The organism is Jiangella gansuensis DSM 44835, from assembly GCF_000515395.1.
Classification (GTDB): domain Bacteria; phylum Actinomycetota; class Actinomycetes; order Jiangellales; family Jiangellaceae; genus Jiangella; species Jiangella gansuensis.
Genome location: NZ_KI911782.1, coordinates 2,738,138 through 2,759,536, shown reverse-complemented (window position 1 = coordinate 2,759,536; position 21,399 = coordinate 2,738,138). Strand labels below are relative to the sequence as shown.

The window sequence follows — 21,399 nt, the reverse complement described above, 5'->3', positions numbered from 1 at the left end:
CGATGAAGTACGTGCTGTTGTTCGTCGACACCGAGGGGTTCTCGGCCGAGCTCGAGTCGATGTCGCAAGCCGACCGCGACCGCGCCTACGGCCGGGTGAACGCCTGGATGGCCGAACACGCGGGCGTCATCCGCGGCGGCAGCAAGCTCCAAGGCCCGCACACGGCCACCACGGTCCGGCTCGACGCGCCCGAGCCGATCGTCACCGACGGCCCGTTCGTCGAGGGCAAGGAGGTAGTCAGCGGGTACGTCGAGGTCGATGTCGCCGATCTCGACGAGGCGCTGCGGATGGCCCGCACCTGGCCGGGTTGCCCGGTGGTCGAGATCCGGCCGCTGGAGGCCTGACGGCAGTGACCCACCCGTCGCATGCCGAGCTGACCCGCGTGGTGCGTGAGCACGCGGGCCGGCTCGCCGGCGCGCTGGTCCGGCTCATCGGTGACTTCGCCACCGCCGAGGACCTGGTGCAGGACGCCGTCGTGAAAGCCCTCGAACGCTGGCCTGCCGAGGGCATTCCCGAGCGGCCCGAGGCGTGGCTGTTCACCGTCGCGCGCCGGCGCGGCCTGGATATCCTGCGGCGCGAGAGCACCTACCGCGCCAAGCTCGCTCAGGTGCAGTGGCCGGTGCAGCCCGAGCCGGACGAACGCCTCCGGCTCATCTTCACCTGCTGCCACCCTTCGCTCCCCCGCGCCGCCCAGATCGCGCTGACCCTGCGGGTGGTCTGCGGGCTCACGACGGCGCAGATCGCCGGGGCCTTCCTGGTGCCGGAGGCGACCGTGGCGCAGCGGATCACCCGCGCCAAGCGCAAGATCACCGACGCCGGCATCCCGTATCGCCTGCCCGCCGCGGCGGACCTGCACGACCGCCTGACGGAGGTGCTCTCGGTCGTGTACCTGATGCTCAACGAGGGTTACCTGTCCACCGCGGATTCCATTCACTCCGAGCGCCTCGTCGACGACGCCGAATGGCTGGCGGCCCTGTTGCACGAGCTGGCCCCGGACGAGCCGGAGGTGGCCGGCCTGCTCGCGCTGATCCGCTTGCACCGTGCCCGCGGCGCCGCCCGGTTCGACGCCGCCGGCGACATCGTGCTGCTGCGGGACCAGGACCGATCGCGCTGGGACCACGCCGCGATCGGCGACGCGGCCCGGCTGCTCGCGCGAGCCGCCCGTCAGCACCGCCCCGGCCCGTACCAGCTACAGGCGGCGATCGTGGCCTGCCATGCCGAGGCGCCGCGTTGGGAGGACACCGACTGGAAGCAGATCGTGCTGCTCTACGACATGCTCCTGCACGTCGCTCCGTCGCCGGTCACCCGCCTGCACCGAGCCGTCGCGCTGCGCTACACGGCCGGGCCGCCCGCCGCGCTGGCCGAGCTGGATGCTCTGGCCGACCCTCTCGACGCGTACCACCTCTACCACGCGACCCGTGCGGACCTGCTGCGTGCACTCGGCCGTCCCGACGACGCCCGCGGCGCCGACGCGCGTGCCCTCGAGCTCACCGCCAACCCGGCCGAACGCGCCATCCTGCACGAGCGGCTCAACTGGTCCGCCTGATCCACCGGGGCGCGATCTGACCACCAGCGGGTTGTGCCACGCTGACCGCCGAGGTGGTTCCTTCTCGTGGAGGTGAGACGGGCATGCGGATCGCGGTGACCGGAGCGAGCGGCACTGTGGGCGGCCAGGTCGCGACGCAGCTGGCCGCGTACCCCGAACACGACGTCGTGGCGCTGGTCCGGCCGGCCACCCGATGGTCTCCCCCGCCCCGCGTCCTCGTCGCGCCCGCCGACTACGCCGACCCGGCGACCCTGCGGGCCGCGCTGGACGGCGTCGACACCCTGGTCTTCGTCTCCAGCGACGGCCACGCCGCCACCGTGATGCTGCACCACGTGAATGTCGTGCAGGCCGCCGCCGACTGCGGAGTCGGGCATGTCGTCGTCCTCAGCGGCCTGGACGTCGACGTGGAGTCACCGTTCTGCTACGCCGTCACCAACGGGCACACCGAGCGGTTGCTGGCGTCCAGCGGTTGCGCGGTCTCCGTCGCCCGAGCGTCGATCTACACCGAGTTCTTCCTGCGGCTGGCCGAGGGTGCCGTCGATCGCGGTCAGCTGCGGCTGCCCGCCGGCGACGGGCGCCTCTCGCTGGTCTCGCGCACCGACGTCGCACGGTCGCTGGCCGCGCTCGCGCTGGCCGGTCCCACTGGCCGCCGCCACGACATCACCGGACCGTCGGCCCTCGACGTACCGGCGATTGCGGCCGCGATGTCGGCGGCCCGGGGCGATCGGCTCGAGTACATCGACGTCGACCCGGCCGACTACACGGCCGCACTCGCCCGGGCGGGTGAGACCTCCTGGTGGGCGCACGCCTACAGCACCATGCTGGAGTCGGTACGCCACCAGCGCTGGGGCGCCGTGTCCGACGAGGTGGCCCGGCTGACCGGAACACCACCCGCCTCCGTCCACGACGTCCTCACGGCTCGAAGCGGTACCCCATGCCCGGTTCGGTGATGATGTGCCGCGGCCGGGCCGGGTCGGGTTCCAGCTTCCGCCGAAGCTGCGCGGAGTAGACGCGCAGATAGTTCGTCTCGGACCCGTACGCCGGCCCCCACACCTCGTGCAGCAGCTGTGTGTGCGACACCAGGCGGCCGGCGTTGCGCACCAGCACTTCCAGCAGATGCCATTCGGTGGGGGTCAGCCGGACGTCGGAACCGGCGCGGGCGACCTTCTTGCGGGCCAGGTCGATGGTGAGCTCGCCCGCCGTGACGATGGAGCTCTCCCCATCCGCCGGGATGGCGCGGCGGCGGGCGGCGCGGAGCCGGGCCAGCAGCTCGTCCATGCCGAAGGGCTTGGTGACGTAGTCGTCGGCGCCGGTGTCGAGAGCCTCCACCTTGTCGTCGGAGCCGGTCCGCGCCGACAGGACGATGATCGGCACCGTCGTCCAGCCGCGCAGCCCGCCGATGACCTCGACGCCGTCCATGTCGGGCAGGCCCAGATCGAGGATGACGATGTCCGGGTCCTTGTGGGCGGCAGCGTCGAGCGCGCCGTGTCCGTCGGCGGCGGTGATGACGTCCCAGCCGCGGGCGCGCAGGTTGATGGCCAGGGCCCGGGTGAGTGCCTGTTCGTCGTCGACGACGAGAACGCGGTTCCCGTCCGCGGTCTCCGGTGCCGTCATGCGGTCTCCTCGACCCGGTCCGGTGCGGGGGTGGCGGGCATCGCGGCGACGGGCAGGCGCACCACCATGGTCAGCCCGCCGCCGGGGGTGTCGTCCGCGGTGAGGGTTCCGCCGACGGCGTCTACGAAGCCGCGGGCGACGGCGAGACCCAGACCGACGCCGGCGCCCACGCCGGGCGTTCCGGCCACTCGTGCCGGCCGGGAGTCGCCGAGGCGCTGGAACGGCAGGAACATCGTCGCCTTGTCCTCGTCGGACACGCCGGGGCCGCGATCGACCACCCGCACCTCCACGACGTGGCCGGCACCGGGTCCCAGCGCCGGTACGAGTGCCGCGGACACGGTCACCTCGGCGCCGTGCGGTGAGTACTTGACCGCGTTCTCCACCACGTTGGCCATCGCCCGCTCCACCAGGCCGGCGTCGGTGACCAGCAGCGGCAGCGATTCCGGGATGTCCAGCACGACGCTGCCCGGCGGTACGCCGGCGACGGCGCGCGGGACGATCTCGTCGAGGCTCACCGGTCGCGGCACCGGATGCACCGTCCGGGTCTCCAGCCGGGACAGGTCGAGCAGGTTGTCGATCAGCCGCTCCAGCGTGTCGGTGGCCTCGCCCACCGTGGCCAGCAACGCGGCCTCGTCGGCGGGGCTCCACTCGACATCGTCCTGGCGCAGGCTGGTGACGCCCGCCTTGATGGCGGCGAGCGGGGTGCGCAGGTCGTGCGAGACGGCCGCGAGAAGGGCGGTGCGGATGGCCTCGCCCTCCTCCAGCTGGCGCGCCTCCGCGGCCCGTTGCCGCAGCCGCTGCCGGTCGAGCACCACCGCCGCCTGGGCGGCGAACGCCTCCAGGACCCGCCGGTAGCCGGCGTCGAGCACCGGTCCGCGCAGGCCCAGCGTCAGCGTCTCGGAGACCATCACCTCCGAGGTGCCGTCTCCGGGCCCGCGGCACGCGGGGTCGCCGGCATGCGCGACGGGCCGCCAGGCTCCACGGCCGCCGCCGTCGCGCTCCAGCAGGGTGACGGACTCCATGCCGAAACGTTCGCGCATCTGTTCCAAGATCGGCACGACGGTGTCCTCGCCGCGCAGCACGCTGCCGGCGAGAGCGGAGAGGGTGTCGGCCTCCGCGCTGCTGCGCGCCGCCTGCAGGGTGCGCCGTGCGGCCAGGTCGACGACGGAGGCGACGCCGACACCGACCAGGATGAAGATCGCCAGCGCGAGGGCGTTCTCCGGGTCGGCGATGGTCAGCGTGTGGTAGGGCGGCGTGAGGTACCAGTTGAGCAGCAGGCTGCCGAAGACCGCGACGGTCACCGCCGGCCACAACCCGCCCAGCAGTGCCACCCCCACGGTGAGTGCGAGGAACAGCTCAGGTCGCTCGGCAGCTCGCGCAGGTCGCGGAAGGACACCAGGATCGCGGCCAGCGCGACCGGGCCGAGCACGGCCAGCGCCCAGCCGGCGGCGCGCCTGCTGCGGCCGAGCAACTCCGCCCGGCGCAGCAGCGGACCCGGCCGTGCTCGCTCGCGGGTGACGACGTGGACGTCGATGGCTCCGGACTCGCGGACCGCACGCTCCCCGGCGCCGAGGCCGTCGCCGTCGCGGAACGAGCGCCGCCAGCGCGGCCTGCGGCTCACCCCACCACGATAATGGCTCGTCGCCCCGCGCCACCTGACGGCCACGCCCGAGCACCGTCGGATGAAGCCATCGGCGAGGGCGACGCTCCCCGGGCCACGCACGGCCGCGCGGCCGAACTCCGCGACGTCCCGGTGGCGAACTGTCCTGGACGCCCAGATGACGGCGTTCTGAACCTTTGCGCTCCACCCGCGCACCCCGTTGTCCGTTCGTGCCGGATCCGGCAAGATGCGACAAGGTCGCATCTGTTGACGCGACCGTGTCGCATGTACGAGCCCCACGGAGCCGGCGAGGGAGGCGGAGATCGTGAGCGTCACGGCCATCGACCTGACCGAGCTGCCGGACGACGACCTCGGTCAGGGAGCCCAGCGGCGGCGCACGGCGCTGTGGATCGGCGGGCTGTCCGCCGGCCTGCTGGTCACCGTGGTGCTCGCGGTGGGGCTCGGCGCGGTGTCCATCTCGCCGGCCACGGTGGCGCGCATCGTCACCCACCACATCGCCGGCTGGCCGGCCGAGGTCACCTGGACGACGGCGGAGGACTCCATCGTCTGGCAGGTACGGCTGCCGCGGGTCGTGCTCGGTGTGGTCGTGGGCGCGGCGCTCGCGGTCTGCGGGGTGGCGCTGCAGGCCATGGTGCGCAACCTGCTCGCGGACCCCTACCTCCTCGGCGTGACCTCCGGGGCGTCCACCGGCGCCGCGGCGGCCATCCTGTTCGGGCTGGGCGCCGGGTTCGGTGAGAACGCGTTGTCGGTCAGCGCGTTCCTCGGCGCGCTGGGCGCCTCCGCCGCGGTGTTCGTGGTGGCCCGGGCCGGCGGCCGCATCACCTCATTGCGGTTGCTCATGGCCGGGGTCGCCGTCGGCTACGCCCTCTACGCGGCCACCAGCTTCCTGATCTTCGCCTCCGACTCGGCCGAAGGCGCCCGGTCGGTCCTGTTCTGGCTGCTCGGCTCGCTCGGTCTGGCCCGCTGGTCCGCGCCGCTGGCCCTCGTCGTCGCGATCGTGTGCCTGACGGTGGCGGCGCTGATGGTGTGGAGCCGGCGGCTGGACGCGCTCGCCATCGGCGACGAGACCGCGCACACCCTCGGCGTCCCGCCCACCCGGTTCCGGGTGCAGCTGCTGCTGGTGGTGTCGCTGTGCGTCGGCGCGGTCGTCGCGGCCGCCGGCGGCATCGGCTTCGTCGGCCTGGTCATCCCGCACATCGCGCGGCGCTTCGTGGGCGCCGCGCACGGCCGGGTGGTTCCGGTGGCCGCGCTCATCGGGGCGATCTTCCTGGTGTGGGCCGACGTCGCCGCCCGGACCGTCCTGGCGCCGCGAGAGCTGCCCATCGGCATCATCACCGCCCTCGTCGGCGCGCCGTTCCTGCTGCTCCTGGTCCGGCGCTTCCACGCCGCCGGGTCCTGACCCGTTCGAGGAGATCTGATGCGATACCTGCCGCCCGTCGTCGCGCTCGCCCTGCTGGCCGCCGCGTGCGGCGCCGACGCCGCCGGCACCGCCGACGACACGAGCGATGCCGGCGCCACCGTGGACGCCGCCGGCGGCGGTACGACCTATCCGCTCACCGTCCAGAACTGTGGTGTCGACGTCACGTTCGACGCCCCGCCGGAGCGGGTGGTGATGCTGGAGAGCGCCCCGGTCACCGTCCTGCACGGACTGGGCGTCCTGGACGCGGCGGTGCTGCGGGCCGGGGCGTTCCCCGCGGAGTACTACGACGACGCCACCAACGAAGCGATCGCCGGCATCGAGTCGCTCGGCGAGGACGTGGACGAGAGCGGCCACCTGCAGATCTCGCAGGAGGTCATCATCGCCCAGCAGCCGGACCTGGTCATCGGCCTGCCCGATGGCATCACGCGGGAGGGCCTGGCCGGCGTCGGCATCAACGCCCTGGTGCAGCCGGTGTACTGCCCCAACGGCGTCGAGGCCACGACGTTCGACGACGTCTACGAGCAGATCGAGTCGATGGGCCAGATCTTCGACCGGGCCGAGGCGGCCGGCGAGCTGGTGTCCGAGCTGCGGGACCGGGTCGAGGCCGTCGAAGCCTCGGTCGAGGGCGCACCCGAACGCACCGCCGCCGTCCTCTTCCCCACCGTCGGCGGCGGCAGCGGCTACGCGTACGGCAATCGGAGCATGGCGCACCCGCAGTTGGAGGCCGCCGGGTTCACCAACGTATTCGCCGACGTCGACGAGCGGGTGTTCGAGGTGACGCTCGAGCAGATCATCGCCGCCGACCCCGACGTGCTCGTCCTGCTCCACGTCGACGGCGACCCGGACGCGGTGAAGAACGCCGTGCTCAGTCTCCCCGGCGCCGAGGGACTGCGCGCGGTGCAGAACGACGACATCCTGGTGCAGCTGTTCAACTTCACCGAGCCGCCCACGCCGCTGTCCATCGACGGCCTGGAGCGTATCGCCGAGCGGTTCGGCACCGGCCGATGATCAGCGCCGACGACGTCTCGTTCGCCTACGGCGACACGCTGGTGGTCGACGGCGCCCACGTCACCGCCGCGCCGGGCCGGGTGGTCGGTCTGATCGGCCCGAACGGCAGCGGCAAGACCACCCTGCTGCGTACCCTGTACGGCGCGCTGGCCCCGCGGGCCGGGCTGGTGACGCTGGACCAGACGCCGGTCGGCGAGCTGAAGCCGGGCGAGCTGGCCCGCCGGCTCGCTGTCGTCGTGCAGGAGGGCACCGGCGAGCTGCCGCTGACGGTGTCCGAGACGGTCCTGCTGGGCCGGGCACCGCACCTGTCGACGTTCCAGCGGCACGGCCGCGAGGACTACCGGATCGCCGCGGCGTCGCTGGAGCGGGTCGGTGCCCGGCATCTCGCGGACCGGGTCTTCGCCGGGTTGTCCGGAGGCGAGAAACAGCGGGTGCTCATCGCGCGGGCGCTCGCCCAGCAGGCCGATCACCTGCTGCTCGACGAGCCGACCAACCACCTCGACATCCGCTACCAGCACGAAGTGTTGCAGCTGGTCAGCCGGCTGGACGTCACCACCGTCGTGGTGCTGCACGACCTCAACCTCGCCGCCCGGTACTGCGACGAGCTGGTGCTGCTGGACGGCGGCCGGGTGGCCGCGGCCGGCACGCCCGACGCCGTCCTGCGCGCCGAGGTGCTGGAGCCGGTCTACCGGATCGGTGTGCAGCGCGTCGCCACCGACGACGGCGTTCAGTTGCTCTTCCGTCCCCTCGATGCCAGGACACCCGCTACCCGAGGAGCGTCATGACCGACACCACGCACCGGCCCGCCCCCGTGGCCGCCCAGGCCAACATCAACCGGTACTGGAGCGAGCGCGCCGACTCCTACGACGCGCATCACCTGAAGCAGATCGGCAACGCCGACATCCGGGCCGGCTGGATCGACGTCTGGCAGCGCGCCCTGCCCGCGCCGCCGGCCCGCGTGCTGGACGTCGGGACCGGCACCGGCCACGTCTCGGTGCTCCTGGCCGAGCTCGGCTACGACGTCGTCGGCACCGACCTGGCCGACGGCATGCTGGACAAGGCGCGGGAGAAGGCGGCGGCGCTGCCGAACCCGCCCGAACTGCGGCTCGGCGACGCGGTCGCGCCCGAGTTCCCGCCCGCCAGCTTCGACGTCGTCACCAACCGGTACCTGCTGTGGACACTGCGCACGCCAGAGGTGGCACTGCGCAACTGGCGTGCGCTGCTCCGGCCGGGCGGCCTGCTCGCCGCCGTCGACAGCACCTGGTTCCCCACCGGCATTCACGCGCCGGTCTCCGGCGATTCCGCCACCCCGCTCGAGCGGCAGCCCGGCCTGGGCGACCTGTACGACCGCGATGTGCTGTCGCTGCTGCCGTTGGCCGAGGCGACCAGCATCGACGAGTCCGCGGCCGCGGTCCGTGCGGCCGGCTTCACCGACGTGGTGGTCACGCCGCTGACCCGGATCCTCGACCTCGACCGGCGCTACGGCGTGGCCGAGGGACACGAGGTGCAGCTGCAGTTCCTGATCACGGGCCGGGCCGTGTGACGCGCAATCCCGTTGATCTTGGAGTTTACGCAGTAACTGCGCCCGCTTTGTCCGGTTGATTCCGCGCGAACTCCAAGATCAACGGCGGATGGGCGGAGCGAGTGGTCCGGCTCAGCGCACGCGGGTCGGTTGTGTTCGGCGCCGGGCGGCGACCACCAGCAGCCGGAACCCCGCCGTCGCCTCCGTGCCGAGGTGGGCCCGGACGGCCACGGCGGCCCGTTCCGCCGCGACGGCGGCGTCGGCCAACTGGGCGCCGGGGTCGGCGGCGGCCGTCACCTCGACGACGTGCCCGCCGCGTTCGCGCCGCAGCCGGCCCTGCCGGTACGTCAGGCCCGGTACCGCGTCGAGCGCCGCGGCGGCCGAGTCGACGATGGCCCCGGTGTCCGCCGTCAGCCGGCCGCCGCGGCCGGACCCGGCCAACCGCAGCTGCCGCTCGGTGTCGCGGCGCAGGTGCACGCGCCACCACCACAGGCCCAACAGGATGAGCAGGACGCCGGCACCGCACAGCGCCCACGGCCACCACGCATCGTCGGTGCGGTCGGCCACCGTGGAGGTGTCCATCGGGCCGCCGATCAGATCGGGGAACCACTCCTCCCGCCAGGCGACCGCGGCCACCCCGGCAGCCACCAGCAGCAGGCCGATCACCAGGACGAGCACCCGCTCCGCGGCGGCCGCCCGCCGGGTCACGACGCGCCCCCCTCACGGCGGGCCCGGACCCGGATGGCCGGCCGGTCGGCAAGCCGGTCGAGCCGCTCGCCGAGTGCGGCGCGCACCTCGCCGGGCGTTGCGGGCTCACCGTCGGTGGTGATGCGTACGACCACCTTCGAGCGCCTCGCCCGCGCGGACGCCTTCACGACGCCGGGATGCCGGGACGCGGTGTCCTCGGCGAGGCTCTCGACGGCGCGCCGGGACAGGTACACGCCGGTGTCGGCGGTCACCGGCAGCGATCGGCGCGGCCGCGGCCGTACCGCCGCCACCACGAGCCACAGCCCGATCAGTGCCACCACCACGCCGGCGGGGATCAGCCACGTCTGCGGTTCGGCGCCGTCCAGCCGGTTCAGCAGGTCTCGTGCCGGTTCTGGTCCGTCCACCGCGCCGAAGGCGACGATACCTTCGTACAGTGCAAGGGCGCCGAGCGCGACCAGCACGAACGCGAGCAGGATCCCGGCCCGGCGCGCCGCACCGCCTCGTCGTGGTGCGGCGGCCGCGGGCAGCGGATCCAGGCCCGGCGGTGGCTCTCCGCTCAGGGCCGCCAGGTGCACGTCGACCTCGTCGACCTCCAGGCCGGTCAGGTCGTGAACTGTGCGGGTGACCCCGTCGCGCACGCCGGCGGCTGCCTCCGCCACTGTCCGGTCCGCCGCGGCCGCCGCCGTCACGGCCACCCGGGTGTGCCGGCCGACAACTGTGGCCGATGCCTTCGGCAACCGTCCGCCGCCGCCGATCAGGGACCAGCGCGACGCGTGCTCCCGCAGGCCGGTGGCGTCGACGGCGGCACGTTCGGCGATCCGTTCGACCACCCGGGGGTGGATGGTCAGCTGGCCCCGTCCGGCCGCGTCGTCCGTGTCGGCGGGCCGAGCCGGCAGGCCCGTCCCGTCCGCGACCGTCGTCATTCGCGTTCCCGGGCCCGCCACATGCGGCCCAGATCCAGCTCACCGGACAGGTGGCCGGCGACGCCGAGGCCGACGACGCCCAGGATGACGGCCAGCAGGAAGCCGCCCAGTCCCCCGGTCGTGGCGGCGATCGCCAGCAGGATGCCGACGAGGAGTCCCGTGGTGGTGGCGTTCATGATCCGCTTCCTCTCGTACCGCCGGCGGTGGGTCCGGTGGCGAGGTCTTCGACCGTCACCTCGACCGGGCCGTCCACCAGCGCCGCGACGGCCCGTCGAATGGCGCCGGCGGTTCGCGGGATGTCCACGCCCCACCGGAGCACGACGTGCACCTGCGCCGAGCCGGCCGGGCCGAGGCGGACGCCGCGTACCCGGCGCCCCGGAAGGTAGGTGCCGATCTCACCGAACAACCCGCCGTGCAGGTCCGTCACGCCGTCGACGGCCAGGACCGCCTCGGCGACGTGATCGGCGAGCTCGCCGGAGCGTGCGACGGCACCACCCGCGCCGGTGCTGGTCATTCGACCCGGCTCTCCGCCGGCTCCTGGTCGTCCTCCTCCTCGAGGTGCACGTCGTTGATGTTGATGTTCACCTCGGTCACCTGGAGCCCTGTCATCCGCTCGACCGCGGCGACGACGTTGCGGCGGATACCGTCGGACAGGTCGACGATGGAGACGCCGTACTCGGCCACGATGTCGACGTCGATCGCGGTCTGCCGCTCGCCGACCTCGACCGTCACACCCTGCTGCAGGTTGGTCCGGGAGCCTGGGATCCGCTCCCGCAGTGCTCCCACCGCGCGGGCCGTGCCGCCGCCGAGGTCGAAGACGCCCGCGACCTCGCGCGCGGAGATTCCGGCGATCTTCGACACCACGCTGTCGGCGATGCTCGTGCGTCCCTTTTCGCTGACGAGCGGGCCGCCGCTCGCCTCCGTCCCCGGGTTGCTGCCGCCCGTCGCCGGGTTGCTGCCGCCGAACGGCCTCGTTTCCGATTCCCCCATGTCGACTCCCTCGTCGATCACTGCCGGCCTCTGGCGAGCCGGCTCCGTCCCCCTTGGACACCACCGCCCGACCGGTCGTCATGGCCGGGAAATGTGATACCCATCACACTATGCGCTCCCGTGGCGCCCGTCAGGAGAACCAGATCGCCGCACACTGGTGCCATGGCCGTGGAACAGCGCCGCCTCGCCGGTGAGGACGACCTGGCGTTGGCCCGCCGCGCCGGTCTCGGCGACCGGCAGGGCTTCGCGGTCATCGCCGAGCGCCACGGCCCGGCGATGTTCCGGTTCGCCCGCCGGGTGCTGTTCGACGACGGCGACGCGGAGGAGGCCGTCCAGGACGCCTTGGTCGCGGCGTGGCGGAACCTCGCCGACTTCCGCGGCGACGCGGCCCTGCGGACCTGGCTGTTCCGGCTGACCCTCAACAAGGCCCACAATCTGCGCCGGCGCCGCCGCCCGGAGCCGCGCGACCTGAGCGTGGGCCAGTCGGTTCCCGCGCCGGACGATCCGGCCCATGAGACGATCGGTCACGCCTTGGTCGCGGCGCTGGACGAGGCGCTGGCCACGCTGCCGCTGAACCAGCGGGTGGCCTGGCTGTTGCGCGAGATCGACGGCCTCACCTACGACGAGATCGCCGAGGTCATGCACACATCACGGGATGCCGTCCGCGGTCAGCTGCATCGTGCCCGACGCGCACTCGCGGAAAGGTTGGCGCCATGGCGATGAAGCCGAGCCCGGACAACGACGGTCGCGACCGCGGGGCGGCGCGCGAGCCCGACGCCGCGATCGTCGACGAGGCGGCGGCCGCGCTGCGCTCCTACGCCGACCGGGCATGGGCCGGTGCCTCGCGCCGGATCCTCGACCATGTCCTCACGGCCACCCGCCGTTCCCGCCCGGTGCGTGCCGCCAGCCCGGACGGCACCGTCCACGTCAGTGACCAGGTCGTGACGATGCAGCTGGCCGACGCGGTCGACGACCTGCCCGACGTGCGCCTCGCCCGGGCCCGGCTCGATCTCCGCGACGACCTGCTGGTCGCCATCACCGTCGGGGTGAGCGTGCGCTACCCCGAACGCATCCATCCCCTCGCCGACGAGGTCCGCCGCCGAGTGGTCACCCGCGTCCGGGAGGTTCTGGGCCCGGTCCGGCCGCCGGTCACCGCCGCCGACGTCGCCGTGGAGGTCGACGACGTCACCCCGCCGTGACACTCGATCACCGCGGGCCGGGTCGTCGTTGATCGATGGGGGTGACACTGATGCACGTCTTGGCATCAGTGTCACCCCCTGGATCTCGACACCGAGGAAGCGCCGGTCACGGCGGGTCTTCGCCGAGGGGGCGGACATGCCGGAGGGTGAGCGCGCAGATGACGGTGACGGCGGCGATGCCGGCACCGGCGACGAGCGAGGCGACGTTGATGCCGGTGGTGAAGGCCTCACGTGCCGCCTGGATCGCGCTCGGCGGGACCTCGCCGGCCACGGCGAGCGCACCGGGGAGGCCGTCAACGATCCGCTCGGCCGCGTCGGACGGCGTCCCGGCGGGCATGGGTACGTGGCTGCGGTACACCGCGGTGGCGAGACTGCCGAGCAGCGCGACACCGACGGCGACGCCGAGCTCCTGGACGGTTTCGGACATCGCGGCCGCCGAGCCGGACCGCGTCGCCGGAGCGGCCCCGACGACGATGTCCGTCCCCAGCGCGGCGATGGCGCCCAGGCCCAGATAGACCAGGGCGAACCCGGCCACGACCGGTACCGGGTCGCCGACGCCGGCGGTGGCCAGCAGCGAGTATCCGGCCACGGACATCGCCAGGGTGGCGGCCATGACGGTGGCGGGCCGGACTCGGCGGGCGACGATCGGGGCGCCGATCGCCGCGGCGAACATGGCCAGGGCCGGCGGTCCCATCCACAGCCCGGCCGCCGCCGGCGAGAGTCCTTCGACCAGTTGCAGGTACTGGGTGACCAGGTACATCGTGCCGCCGACGCCTACCAGTCCGATCAGGAGAACCGCCAAGGCGGCTGAAAACGCACGGTCGGCGAACAGGGTCACGTCCAGCAGCGGTGCGGCGAGCCGCCGCTGCCGGCGCACGAACGCGCCCCCGGCGATCCCGCCGGCCACCACCAGGAGCAGCGTCCGCGGGCCGAAGCCGTCGTCGGCCGCGTGCTTGACGGCGTAGATCACCGGAAGGATCGCACCCAGCGACAGGGCGACGCTGATGAGGTCGAGCCGCCCGGCCCCGGGCGCGGAGTACTCCGGCAGCAACACCCGCGCACCGGCCAGCACCAGAACGGCGACCGGCACGGCCAGCAGGAACGCCGCTCCCCACCAGAACCGGTCCACCAGCGCGCCGCCGACCACCGGCCCGGCCGCCATCCCCAGGGCGAACATCGTGGCCCACACGCCGATGGCCGCCGCGCGCTGCCGCACGTCCCGGAACATGGTGGAGATCAGCGACAGCGTCGACGGCATGAGCGTGGCGCCCGCGACACCCAGCAGCGCGCGAGCCAGGATCAGGAGCTCGGCGCTGGGCGCGTAGGCCGCGATCACCGAGACCATCGCGAACGCCGCGACCCCGATCGTCAGCAGCCGGCGGCGGCCGATCCGGTCGCCCAGGGCCCCCATCGCGATCAGCAGTCCGGCGATGAAGAAGCCGTACGCGTCCATGATCCACAACGTCTGGGTCGCCGTCGGGTCGAGATCGGCCGCCATGCTGGGCAGCACCAGGTACAGCACCGTGACGTCGAGGCCCAGCAGAACGGTGGGTAGGGCCAGCAGGCCCAGGCCCACCCATTCCCGGGTTCCGGCACGACGTGCTGCGGTCAGGGTCATTGATCCTCCTCCAGGCAGATGTCTGAACGGTAGTACAACTAGAACTATCGTTCAAACACCCGGGAAGAGGCGCCGAGCGGGGCACCCGCCGCCCAGCGGCTACGGGGCGGCCAGCAGCGTACGGGCGGCCTGAGCGATGGCCGTCCGGTCGATGCCCGCGGTGCGCAGCTGCTCGGCGGGCGACGCCGAGGCCGGCATCCCGTGGACGGCGAGTTTGAGGATCGTCGGCGCCGCGTCACCGTGAGCGAAGACGTCCAGGACGGCGTCGCCCAGCCCGCCCTCGGCCCAATGGTCCTCGACGGTGATGATCCGGCCGGTCGCCTGCCCGGCCTCCCGCAGCGTCACCGCGTCGACCGGCTTGACCGAGTAGAGGTCGATGACCCGGGCGGCGATGCCGTCGCCCCGCAGCTCGTCCGCCGCGGCCAGGGCCTCGTGCACGGTCACGCCCGCGCCGACGAGGGTGACCTGGTCAGCGTCGGACGAGCGCAGCACCCGGCTGCCGGCGATGGTGAACTCCTCGTCCGGACCGTAGATCACCGGCAGGTCGCCGCGCGTCGTGCGGAGGTAACCGATTCCGGGATAGTCGGAGATCGCGGCCACCAGCGCGGCCGTCTGGTTCGCGTCGCACGGGTAGAGCACCGCGCTGCCGTGGACCGCCCGGAAGGCGGCGATGTCCTCCAGGCCCATCTGCGACGGGCCGTCCTGTCCGATGGCGACCCCGGCGTGCGACCCGACCAGCCGTAGATCCGCGCCACTCACCGCCGCCATCCGGATGAAGTCGTAGGCGCGGGTGAAGAACGCGGCGAACGTCGCGGCGTACGGGATCCAGCCGCGGGCCTGCATACCGACGGCGGCGGCCACCAGCTGCTGCTCGGCGATGTAGCACTGGAAGAACCGCTCCGGGTGCTCCGTCGCGAAGCGTTCCATCCGGGTGGAGTCGGCCACCTCGCCGTCGAGGCCGACCACCTCCGGCCGCGCGGTACCCAACGCGGCCAGGGCGGCGCCGAACGCTGCCCGGGGGGCCACCTGCGTCCCGATCTCGAACGCCGGCCGCTCCAGTGCGCTGGCGCTGCCGAACCGGTGCGGCGCCGACCCGTGCTCCGGGCCGGCCACCCGCACCCTGAGGTCACGGACGCCGCCGAGCTCCGCGATCGCATCGTCGGTGCTCGGCAGCGGCTTGCCGTGTTTGCCTTCCTGGTCGGCGACGGCGGCCACGCCGGCACCCTTGACCGTCCGGGCCAGCACGGCGGTCGGCCGGCCGGCGCGTATGGCCTCGTCGTAGGCGCGGTCGATCTGGGCGAGGTCGTGTCCGTCGATCTCGATGGTGTGCCAGCCGAACGCACCGATCCGGCGCGCATACGCCGCGGTGTCCCAGCCGTGCCGGGTCGGACCGCGCTGCCCCAGCCGGTTGACGTCGACGACGGCGACCAGGTTGTCCAGCCGTTCGTGTCCGGCGTGCTCGAACGCCTCCCACATGGAGCCCTCGGCCAGTTCACTGTCCCCGCACAGCACCCACACCCGGTACGGCAGCCGATCCAGGTGCTTGCCCGCCAGGGCGATCCCGACGCCGACCGGGAGGCCCTGGCCGAGCGACCCGGTGGCCACGTCGACCCACGGCAGCCGCGGCGTCGGGTGTCCCTCGAGCCGGCTACCTTCCTGCCGGAACGTCAGCAGCTCCTCGTCCGTGATGGCGCCGGCGGCCTTGTACAGCGCATACAGCAACGGCGATGCGTGGCCCTTGGAGAAGATCAGGTGGTCGTTGCCCGGGTTGCCGGGTTCGTCGAAGTCGTAGCGCAGATACCGGGCGAACAGGGTCCCCATCAGATCAGCGGCCGACATGGACGACGTCGGGTGACCCGAGCCGGACGCGGCCGAACACCGGACGGCATCGACCCGCAGCTGCTGGCCGAGTTCGGCGAGGTCCAGGTCATGGTTCAGCTCTGTAGCAGTCACACCCGGCGGGTACCCGGCGAACCCGGGCGCATGCGGGCTGCCGCGGGTTGGCCCGGCGGCGCGCGGGTACGCACCACGGATGAGTGCTGGCGACACCTGGACCAGCGCATGACCGCGCGGCCGGTCACCGTCGCCGTCCCGGACGGCGGCGCGATCGAGGGCGACCTCACCGTGCCTGAGAACGCCCACGGGGCCGTGCTCTTCGCCCACGGCAGCGGCAGCAGCCGGCACAGTCCGCGCAACCGTTCGGTCGCTCGCGCCCTCCAGCGCCGCGGGCTGGCGACGCTGCTCACGGACCTGCTCACGGAGGACGAGGAGCGAGCGGACCTCGCGACCGGCGAGTACCGGTTTGACATCGGACTGCTGGCGGGGCGCCTGGAACTGGCGAGCCGATGGCTGGCCGGCGAACCCTCGACGGCTGTTCTACCGCTCGGCTACTTCGGCGCCAGTACCGGCGCCGCTGCGGCCCTGGTCGCCGCGGCAGGCTCCGGCGTCCGTGTGAGCGCCGTCGTCTCCCGCGGCGGGCGTCCCGACCTGGCCGGTGACGCACTCCGCAGCGTCGAGGCCCCGACCCTGCTCATCGTCGGCGGCGAGGACGAGCCGGTGATCGGCCTCAACCAGGAGGCCTTCCAGCGGATGCACTGCGTGCGCGAACTGGAGATCGTGCCGGGCGCCACGCACCTGTTCGAGGAACCCGGCGCACTCGATGACGCCGCCAGACTGGCCGGCGACTGGTTCACCGCGCACCTCGGGGCGGGCGACCACCGCCAGGACCGCGACGACAGGTGAATCCGTGTGCCGGCCGGGTGCACGGGTAACGATCTGGGTGTCGACCAGAGAACGGAGGTACGACGTGGGCCACGAGGAGACCCTTCCGGTGGAGGACTACGACCATCTGTCGGCCGAGACCCTTCCGCACGCGATCCGGCACCTGGACGTCGGTGGTGTGCGCCGGCTGCTCGAGTACGAATCCGAACACGCCGATCGACCGCACATCAAGCAGATCCTCGGCACGCGGATGAGCGAGCTCGAGTCCGGTGCCGTGCCGGCCCAGGGCGAACCGCCGCCTGGCCCCCAGGCCAGCAGTCCGCCGTCGGACACGCAGCGGGTGGGGCCGGGAAGCCAGGGACCGCCGACCCACGCGCCGCCTCACGGTGTGCCGACCAGTCCGACGAAACCGCGGCAGGGCCCATCCCCCGGATAGACGAACCCGGATAGACGGACCGGCCCCGCCCTCGCGGGCGGGGCCGGCTCCTGCCGGTGTGCGGGGGCGTGGGCCTAGCCGGCTGAGCCCTCACGGTTTCCCGCCAGCCGCGCGGCGAGCAGCTGCTTGCCCTGCTCGCCCGCCTTGACGTTGTTGTGCTGGATCTTGCGGAACCACTCGGCGAGCTCAGGGTCGCCGGCCTGCTCGGCGTCGGCGGCGTACGTCTCCATCTGCCAGGCGTACTCCAGCGACGCCTGCAGGACGGTCACCAGGTTGTAGTCCTTGTCGCGGACGGGGCTCGGAGGCTGGTTCGTCATGATGATGTCTCCTTTCCTGTCCCGGTCCGTACCCAGCTCGGCGCGTTCCACAGCCCGGATGCGTGCCGGATCGCCTGCCGCCGGACGGGCGCGGGCAGCTGGGCGCCGTCACGCCCGGACGGCGCCCACCGGGACCGTGCCCGTCGATGCGCGCAATGTCAGCGTGCCGTCGAGGCGCAGCTCGCGTGCGGGCTCGCCACCGATGGCCTCGCGCAGCAGGTCGATGGCTGCCGCGCCGAGAGCACCGACCGGCGCGGTGACCGTGGTGAGGCTGGGCGTGACCGTTCGGGCCAGGAGGACGTCGTCGCACCCGACCAGGCTGCGGTCGTCCGGCACGGAGCTGCCGGCCTCGACCAGCCCGGCGAGGACGCCGCAGGCCATGAGGTCGTCGAACGCGAACGCCGCGGTGGCGTCGCTGTCCAGGAACGCGCGCGACGCCTCGCGTCCGCCGTCGTACGACGCGGCGAAGTCGCCCGACTCGACGAGGTCGACCTCGGCGTCGGCGGCCCACTGACGGATCGCCTCGGATCGCTGCCGAGCCGCCCACGACGCCTCCGGCCCCTTCAGCAGCGCGAACCGCCGATGACCGAGTTCTCGCAGGTGCTGCCCGGCGGCGGTCAGCGCCGTCGTGTTGTCGCAGACGACGCTCGGCCGGCCGGGGACGACCCGGTTGATGACCACGGTCGGGATGTCCCCGAGCGTCGTCTCCAGGTCAGCGTCCGTCGAACGCGGCGAGGCGACGATCAACCCGTCGACCTGGCTCCTGACCTGCTCGACGAGTTCCGTCTCCTCCGCGGCGACCTCGTCGGCGTCGACCAGCAGCACCGACCAGTCGGCCACCGAGGCCGCCTGCTGGATGGACCGGACGAGCGGGGGGAAGAACGGGTTCGTGATGTCCGGCACGAGCAGGCCGATCATGCCGGCCCGGCCGGTGGCGAGCCCCCGGGCCGCCTTGTTCGGCTGGTACCCCAGACGCCTGGCCACGGCGTGGATCTTCTCGCGCACGTCGTCGTTGACGATCTCCGGGCGAGTGAACGCCCGCGACACGGTCGACGCCGACACGCCGCATTCCCGGGCGATCGAATAGATCGTCACCCGCTTCGGCCGATCTCCTGCCACTGATCTCTCCTCCCCGCGCTACTGTAGCCGCGGATTGCCACTGCAAGCGATTGCGACCAGAGGGAAGACGATGCGAACCACGGCGCGGCGTGAGCTCGAGACGGTCATCCTCCCGTTCTGGCTGGAGCGCGGAATCGACTCGGCGCACGGCGGATTCCACACCTGTTTCGACAACCGTGGCCGCACGCTCGTGTCGACGGACAAGTACACCTGGTCGCAGGGCCGCTTCGTCTGGCTGCTCGCCCGGGCCGCCCGGCTGGCCGACCGCGGCCTGCTCGGCGCCGACCCGCACGCTCTCGTCGGTCACGCTCGCGCGGGCGCGGACTTCCTCGCCAAGCACGCCATCCGCGACGACGGGACCTGCCATTTCGTCACCACCACCGACGGCGCCCCGTCGGCCGGGCCGAACGGGGAGACCCGCAGCGTCTACGCCGACTGCTTCGTGGTCATGGGCCTGGCCGAACTGGCCGCCACGACGGGCGAAGGGCACTGGCTGGAGCTCGCCGAGCCGATACTCGCGCGGGCCGATCGCGAGATCTCGGACGGCACTGCCCCGACGCCGCCGTACGACGTCCCGGCGGGCTTCGTGGCCTTCGGTCCCCGCATGATCCTCCTCAACACCCTCCTGGTGCACGCGGAGGCGCTCGAGCGGCTCGGCCGGCTGCGGGCGCCGGATCGTGACCGGCTCTCCGCGGCTCTCGAGACCGTCCTCGCCCACCGGCTCACCGACGGCACGTTCGTGGAGATGCGTCCGCTCGACGCCGGCGAGGACGACACCCTCGTGGCTCGGCACCGGGTGCCCGGACACGCGCTCGAGGGCCTGTGGGTGGCGCTGCACACGACCATGCTGCTCGACCGCCACGACGTCGTCGAGGACCTGCTGGCCAGTGTCGGCCCGCTCTGTTCTTCGGCCTGGGACGAGACGCACGGCGGGCTGGTCCGATACGCGGACCGCGACGGTGCGAGTGCGCCGCGCGGCCGGGACCACGGCACCCCGTACGAGCAGCTCGTGCTGCGTACTTGGGACACCAAGCTCTGGTGGGTGCACACCGAGGCCGCCTACACGACGGCACTGGCGGCCCGCCGATACGGCAGTGAGACCGCCGCCGCCTGGTTCGAACGCATCTGGGCCTACACGATCGACACCTTCCCGGGTCGCGGCGACGGCACCGAGTGGATCCAGATCCGGGACCGGGCGGGCCGGCCGCTCGACGAGGTCGTGGCGCTGCCGGTGAAGGACCCGTTCCACATCGCCCGCAACCTCATGCAGCTGGTCGAGCTGGAGGCCGAGCCGTGACCGGCACGCGGCGGCTCGACACCGATGTCGACGTGCTCGACGCGCGGGTGACGTTCTCCCCCATCGAGCTCGGCCGCCCGTTCGCGATCAGCGGCCGGACCATCGCGTGGTTCACGATGGCCGTGGTCGAGGTCGACGTGCGCGACCGGCTCGGGACCGTCGCGTCCGGCCGGGGCGCGACGATCCTGTCGGTGCCGTGGGCATGGCCGCGCTCCGAACTCTCCGTCGAGCGGCGCGACCAGGTACTGCGCGCGCTGACGGCGCGGCTGGCGGACGACGCGTGCGCGGCGCCGCCGTCCGACCCGATCCGGCGGTGGCTCGACGCCCACGCCACCCTGGCCGAGACCGCCGCGAAGGTCGCCGCGGCAGCCGGTGGCGTCGATCCGGTTCCGTCCCTGGCCGCGCTCCTGGCACTCGGCGCCGTGGACAACGCCGTCCACGACGGCTGGGCCCGGGCGGCGGGCCGGCCGGCACACACGATGTACACGGGCCGCTACCTGCACGACGACCTCGGCGTGGTGTCCGGCGGCCGGATGAGCGGACGCTGGCCGGGCGACTTCCTCGTGCCGGCGCGGTCGCGGGTGCCGGTCCAGCACGTGGTCGGCGTGGGCGACCCGCTGGAGCCGGCGGAGACCGCCGACGGCGAGCGCTCGCTGCGCGAGTGGCTCGGCGCGGACGGCGTACGTCACCTGAAGGTCAAGGTACGCGGGGCGGACGTGGACGACGACGCCCGGCGCATCGAGGCTGTCTGGCGGCTGGGCCATGGCCTGGGGGTCGATGTCGCCCTCGCCGTCGATCCCAACGAGGGGTATGAGAGCGCGGCCGACGTGTTCCGGCTGCTCGATGTGCTCGAGCGATCCGCCCCGGCCGCACGCCGAGCGCTCGCCTACGTCGAGCAGCCGGTGCCGCGGGACGCCACGCCGGACCCGGACGGCCTCACCCGCGTCGGACGCCTCGCCCCGGTCGTCATGGACGAGGGGTTGGTCGATCCGCGCGCCGTCCACGGTCTGCGGGAGCGCGGCTGGAGTGGTGTGGCCATCAAGGCCGGCAAAGGCCACAGCGCTGCCCTGCTCGCCCATGCCGTCGCGAAGGCGGCGGGGCTCTACGTGACCGTGCAGGACCTCACCGCCGTGGACCTGGCGTTCGTCCACTCCGCCCGCCTGGTCAGCCTGCTCGACCTGCCCTCGCCCCACCTGGAGTACAACAGCCGCCAGTACGCGCCGGCGGCCAACCAGGCGCTCGGCGGCGTCTGGCCGGATCTGACGACCGTCCGCGACGGCGGGGTGACGGTGCCGCCTCCGTCGCAGCCCGGTCTCTACTGAGACGCTGCCCATCCCGCT

The 21,399-nt window shown here is 73.1% G+C and carries 25 protein-coding genes; 13 read left to right on the top strand and 12 right to left on the bottom strand.

Annotation, left to right across the window (positions count from 1 at the left end; all coding sequences use genetic code 11):
* Positions 1 to 2: 2 nt before the first annotated feature.
* The 3 genes from JIAGA_RS0113305 (at position 3) to JIAGA_RS33110 (ending at position 2,496) form a co-directional block, all read left to right on the top strand.
* Positions 3 to 344 (top strand): YciI family protein, encoded by a 342-nt coding sequence (locus JIAGA_RS0113305; protein ID WP_026876040.1) that lies wholly within the window; start codon positions 3 to 5, stop codon positions 342 to 344.
* A 5-nt stretch (positions 345 to 349) separates the two neighbouring features.
* A complete protein-coding gene (locus JIAGA_RS0113300; RefSeq protein ID WP_026876039.1) occupies positions 350 to 1,546 on the top strand; it encodes an RNA polymerase sigma factor in 1,197 nt (398 codons plus the stop codon).
* Between the two features lie 83 nt (positions 1,547 to 1,629).
* Positions 1,630 to 2,496, top strand: a complete 867-nt coding sequence (locus JIAGA_RS33110) for an NAD(P)H-binding protein (RefSeq protein ID WP_051426048.1) — start codon at positions 1,630 to 1,632, stop codon at positions 2,494 to 2,496.
* Here JIAGA_RS33110 and JIAGA_RS0113290 read toward each other — a convergent pair.
* The 3 genes from JIAGA_RS0113290 to JIAGA_RS35255 are packed head-to-tail and all read right to left on the bottom strand — an operon-like array spanning position 2,459 to position 4,781.
* Positions 2,459 to 3,160, bottom strand: coding sequence for a response regulator (locus tag JIAGA_RS0113290; RefSeq protein ID WP_026876038.1), 702 nt, complete (start codon positions 3,158 to 3,160; stop codon positions 2,459 to 2,461). The two genes, JIAGA_RS33110 and JIAGA_RS0113290, sit on opposite strands and share 38 nt — an antisense overlap.
* The gene (locus JIAGA_RS29575) at positions 3,157 to 4,497 is read right to left on the bottom strand and encodes a sensor histidine kinase (protein ID WP_211239643.1); all 1,341 of its coding nucleotides are present in this window, start codon (positions 4,495 to 4,497) and stop codon (positions 3,157 to 3,159) included. The genes JIAGA_RS0113290 and JIAGA_RS29575 overlap by 4 nt, the downstream gene beginning before the upstream one ends.
* Positions 4,458 to 4,781 carry a hypothetical protein gene (locus JIAGA_RS35255; protein ID WP_051426046.1) on the bottom strand — a complete coding sequence of 108 codons (324 nt, stop codon included), beginning with the start codon at positions 4,779 to 4,781 and terminating at the stop codon, positions 4,458 to 4,460. The genes JIAGA_RS29575 and JIAGA_RS35255 overlap by 40 nt, the downstream gene beginning before the upstream one ends.
* A gap of 304 nt (positions 4,782 to 5,085) precedes the next feature.
* On the opposite strand from JIAGA_RS35255, the gene JIAGA_RS0113280 reads away from it, so the two are divergent.
* The 4 genes from JIAGA_RS0113280 to JIAGA_RS0113265 are packed head-to-tail and all read left to right on the top strand — an operon-like array spanning position 5,086 to position 8,752.
* The gene (locus tag JIAGA_RS0113280) at positions 5,086 to 6,180 is read left to right on the top strand and encodes a FecCD family ABC transporter permease (protein WP_211239642.1); all 1,095 of its coding nucleotides are present in this window, start codon (positions 5,086 to 5,088) and stop codon (positions 6,178 to 6,180) included.
* An 18-nt stretch (positions 6,181 to 6,198) separates the two neighbouring features.
* Positions 6,199 to 7,209, top strand: a complete 1,011-nt coding sequence (locus tag JIAGA_RS0113275) for an ABC transporter substrate-binding protein (RefSeq protein ID WP_026876036.1) — start codon at positions 6,199 to 6,201, stop codon at positions 7,207 to 7,209.
* Positions 7,206 to 7,994 (top strand): ABC transporter ATP-binding protein, encoded by a 789-nt coding sequence (locus JIAGA_RS0113270; protein WP_026876035.1) that lies wholly within the window; start codon positions 7,206 to 7,208, stop codon positions 7,992 to 7,994. The genes JIAGA_RS0113275 and JIAGA_RS0113270 overlap by 4 nt, the downstream gene beginning before the upstream one ends.
* Positions 7,991 to 8,752, top strand: coding sequence for a class I SAM-dependent methyltransferase (locus JIAGA_RS0113265; RefSeq protein ID WP_026876034.1), 762 nt, complete (start codon positions 7,991 to 7,993; stop codon positions 8,750 to 8,752). The genes JIAGA_RS0113270 and JIAGA_RS0113265 overlap by 4 nt, the downstream gene beginning before the upstream one ends.
* Before the next feature lie 111 nt (positions 8,753 to 8,863).
* On the opposite strand, the gene JIAGA_RS0113260 is transcribed toward JIAGA_RS0113265, so the two are convergent.
* From JIAGA_RS0113260 to JIAGA_RS29570, 5 genes are read right to left on the bottom strand one after another with little or no spacing between them, the layout of a single operon-like run.
* The gene (locus JIAGA_RS0113260; protein ID WP_026876033.1) at positions 8,864 to 9,439 is read right to left on the bottom strand and encodes a hypothetical protein; all 576 of its coding nucleotides are present in this window, start codon (positions 9,437 to 9,439) and stop codon (positions 8,864 to 8,866) included.
* Positions 9,436 to 10,362, bottom strand: coding sequence for an alkaline shock response membrane anchor protein AmaP (locus JIAGA_RS0113255; RefSeq protein ID WP_026876032.1), 927 nt, complete (start codon positions 10,360 to 10,362; stop codon positions 9,436 to 9,438). Before JIAGA_RS0113255 ends, JIAGA_RS0113260 begins: the two co-directional genes overlap by 4 nt.
* The gene (locus tag JIAGA_RS0113250; protein ID WP_026876031.1) at positions 10,359 to 10,538 is read right to left on the bottom strand and encodes a hypothetical protein; all 180 of its coding nucleotides are present in this window, start codon (positions 10,536 to 10,538) and stop codon (positions 10,359 to 10,361) included. The genes JIAGA_RS0113255 and JIAGA_RS0113250 overlap by 4 nt, the downstream gene beginning before the upstream one ends.
* Positions 10,535 to 10,876 (bottom strand): Asp23/Gls24 family envelope stress response protein, encoded by a 342-nt coding sequence (locus JIAGA_RS0113245; protein ID WP_026876030.1) that lies wholly within the window; start codon positions 10,874 to 10,876, stop codon positions 10,535 to 10,537. Before JIAGA_RS0113245 ends, JIAGA_RS0113250 begins: the two co-directional genes overlap by 4 nt.
* Positions 10,873 to 11,352, bottom strand: coding sequence for an Asp23/Gls24 family envelope stress response protein (locus JIAGA_RS29570; RefSeq protein WP_051426655.1), 480 nt, complete (start codon positions 11,350 to 11,352; stop codon positions 10,873 to 10,875). Before JIAGA_RS29570 ends, JIAGA_RS0113245 begins: the two co-directional genes overlap by 4 nt.
* A gap of 162 nt (positions 11,353 to 11,514) precedes the next feature.
* Here JIAGA_RS29570 and JIAGA_RS0113235 point away from each other — a divergent pair, with 162 nt between their 5' ends.
* Positions 11,515 to 12,075: an RNA polymerase sigma factor gene (locus tag JIAGA_RS0113235; protein WP_051426044.1), complete on the top strand. Its 561-nt coding sequence runs from the start codon at positions 11,515 to 11,517 to the stop codon at positions 12,073 to 12,075.
* Positions 12,066 to 12,551, top strand: a complete 486-nt coding sequence (locus JIAGA_RS0113230; RefSeq protein WP_026876028.1) for a hypothetical protein — start codon at positions 12,066 to 12,068, stop codon at positions 12,549 to 12,551. The genes JIAGA_RS0113235 and JIAGA_RS0113230 overlap by 10 nt, the downstream gene beginning before the upstream one ends.
* 106 nt (positions 12,552 to 12,657) lie before the next feature.
* Here the strand turns inward: JIAGA_RS0113230 and JIAGA_RS0113225 are convergent, their stop codons facing one another.
* Both JIAGA_RS0113225 and JIAGA_RS0113220 read right to left on the bottom strand, forming a co-directional pair.
* Positions 12,658 to 14,169, bottom strand: a complete 1,512-nt coding sequence (locus JIAGA_RS0113225; protein WP_026876027.1) for an MFS transporter — start codon at positions 14,167 to 14,169, stop codon at positions 12,658 to 12,660.
* Between the two features lie 99 nt (positions 14,170 to 14,268).
* Positions 14,269 to 16,122 (bottom strand): transketolase, encoded by a 1,854-nt coding sequence (locus JIAGA_RS0113220; RefSeq protein ID WP_026876026.1) that lies wholly within the window; start codon positions 16,120 to 16,122, stop codon positions 14,269 to 14,271.
* A gap of 108 nt (positions 16,123 to 16,230) precedes the next feature.
* Between JIAGA_RS0113220 and JIAGA_RS0113215 the strand changes: the two genes are divergently transcribed.
* On the top strand, positions 16,231 to 16,911 hold the full coding sequence (locus JIAGA_RS0113215; RefSeq protein WP_026876025.1) for a dienelactone hydrolase family protein: 681 nt from the start codon (positions 16,231 to 16,233) through the stop codon (positions 16,909 to 16,911).
* Between the two features lie 64 nt (positions 16,912 to 16,975).
* A complete protein-coding gene (locus JIAGA_RS0113210; protein ID WP_026876024.1) occupies positions 16,976 to 17,326 on the top strand; it encodes a DUF8129 domain-containing protein in 351 nt (116 codons plus the stop codon).
* 74 nt (positions 17,327 to 17,400) lie between these two features.
* Here the strand turns inward: JIAGA_RS0113210 and JIAGA_RS0113205 are convergent, their stop codons facing one another.
* Complete coding sequence (locus JIAGA_RS0113205) at positions 17,401 to 17,643, bottom strand: hypothetical protein (RefSeq protein ID WP_026876023.1); 243 nt, start codon at positions 17,641 to 17,643, stop codon at positions 17,401 to 17,403.
* A gap of 108 nt (positions 17,644 to 17,751) precedes the next feature.
* The gene (locus tag JIAGA_RS0113200; protein WP_026876022.1) at positions 17,752 to 18,762 is read right to left on the bottom strand and encodes a LacI family DNA-binding transcriptional regulator; all 1,011 of its coding nucleotides are present in this window, start codon (positions 18,760 to 18,762) and stop codon (positions 17,752 to 17,754) included.
* Between the two features lie 70 nt (positions 18,763 to 18,832).
* Between JIAGA_RS0113200 and JIAGA_RS0113195 the strand changes: the two genes are divergently transcribed.
* Complete coding sequence (locus tag JIAGA_RS0113195) at positions 18,833 to 20,059, top strand: AGE family epimerase/isomerase (RefSeq protein ID WP_051426042.1); 1,227 nt, start codon at positions 18,833 to 18,835, stop codon at positions 20,057 to 20,059.
* The gene (locus JIAGA_RS0113190) at positions 20,056 to 21,381 is read left to right on the top strand and encodes an enolase C-terminal domain-like protein (protein WP_026876020.1); all 1,326 of its coding nucleotides are present in this window, start codon (positions 20,056 to 20,058) and stop codon (positions 21,379 to 21,381) included. The genes JIAGA_RS0113195 and JIAGA_RS0113190 overlap by 4 nt, the downstream gene beginning before the upstream one ends.
* Positions 21,382 to 21,399 lie beyond the last annotated feature (18 nt).

Bases quoted from the DNA above. Each gene is read 5' to 3' on its own strand.
- JIAGA_RS0113230 (WP_026876028.1), top strand. From the start codon at position 12,066: ATGGCGATGAAGCCGAGCCCGGACAACGACGGTCGCGACCGCGGGGCG.
- JIAGA_RS0113215 (WP_026876025.1), top strand. From the start codon at position 16,231: ATGACCGCGCGGCCGGTCACCGTCGCCGTCCCGGACGGCGGCGCGATC.
- JIAGA_RS0113225 (WP_026876027.1), bottom strand. From the start codon at position 14,169: ATGACCCTGACCGCAGCACGTCGTGCCGGAACCCGGGAATGGGTGGGC.
- JIAGA_RS0113270 (WP_026876035.1), top strand. From the start codon at position 7,206: ATGATCAGCGCCGACGACGTCTCGTTCGCCTACGGCGACACGCTGGTG.
- JIAGA_RS0113265 (WP_026876034.1), top strand. From the start codon at position 7,991: ATGACCGACACCACGCACCGGCCCGCCCCCGTGGCCGCCCAGGCCAAC.
- JIAGA_RS0113290 (WP_026876038.1), bottom strand. From the start codon at position 3,160: ATGACGGCACCGGAGACCGCGGACGGGAACCGCGTTCTCGTCGTCGAC.
- JIAGA_RS0113205 (WP_026876023.1), bottom strand. From the start codon at position 17,643: ATGACGAACCAGCCTCCGAGCCCCGTCCGCGACAAGGACTACAACCTG.
- JIAGA_RS0113195 (WP_051426042.1), top strand. From the start codon at position 18,833: ATGCGAACCACGGCGCGGCGTGAGCTCGAGACGGTCATCCTCCCGTTC.
- JIAGA_RS29570 (WP_051426655.1), bottom strand. From the start codon at position 11,352: ATGGGGGAATCGGAAACGAGGCCGTTCGGCGGCAGCAACCCGGCGACG.
- JIAGA_RS33110 (WP_051426048.1), top strand. From the start codon at position 1,630: ATGCGGATCGCGGTGACCGGAGCGAGCGGCACTGTGGGCGGCCAGGTC.
- JIAGA_RS0113305 (WP_026876040.1), top strand. From the start codon at position 3: ATGAAGTACGTGCTGTTGTTCGTCGACACCGAGGGGTTCTCGGCCGAG.
- JIAGA_RS0113250 (WP_026876031.1), bottom strand. From the start codon at position 10,538: ATGAACGCCACCACCACGGGACTCCTCGTCGGCATCCTGCTGGCGATC.
- JIAGA_RS0113255 (WP_026876032.1), bottom strand. From the start codon at position 10,362: ATGACGACGGTCGCGGACGGGACGGGCCTGCCGGCTCGGCCCGCCGAC.
- JIAGA_RS0113275 (WP_026876036.1), top strand. From the start codon at position 6,199: ATGCGATACCTGCCGCCCGTCGTCGCGCTCGCCCTGCTGGCCGCCGCG.
- JIAGA_RS0113235 (WP_051426044.1), top strand. From the start codon at position 11,515: ATGGCCGTGGAACAGCGCCGCCTCGCCGGTGAGGACGACCTGGCGTTG.
- JIAGA_RS0113245 (WP_026876030.1), bottom strand. From the start codon at position 10,876: ATGACCAGCACCGGCGCGGGTGGTGCCGTCGCACGCTCCGGCGAGCTC.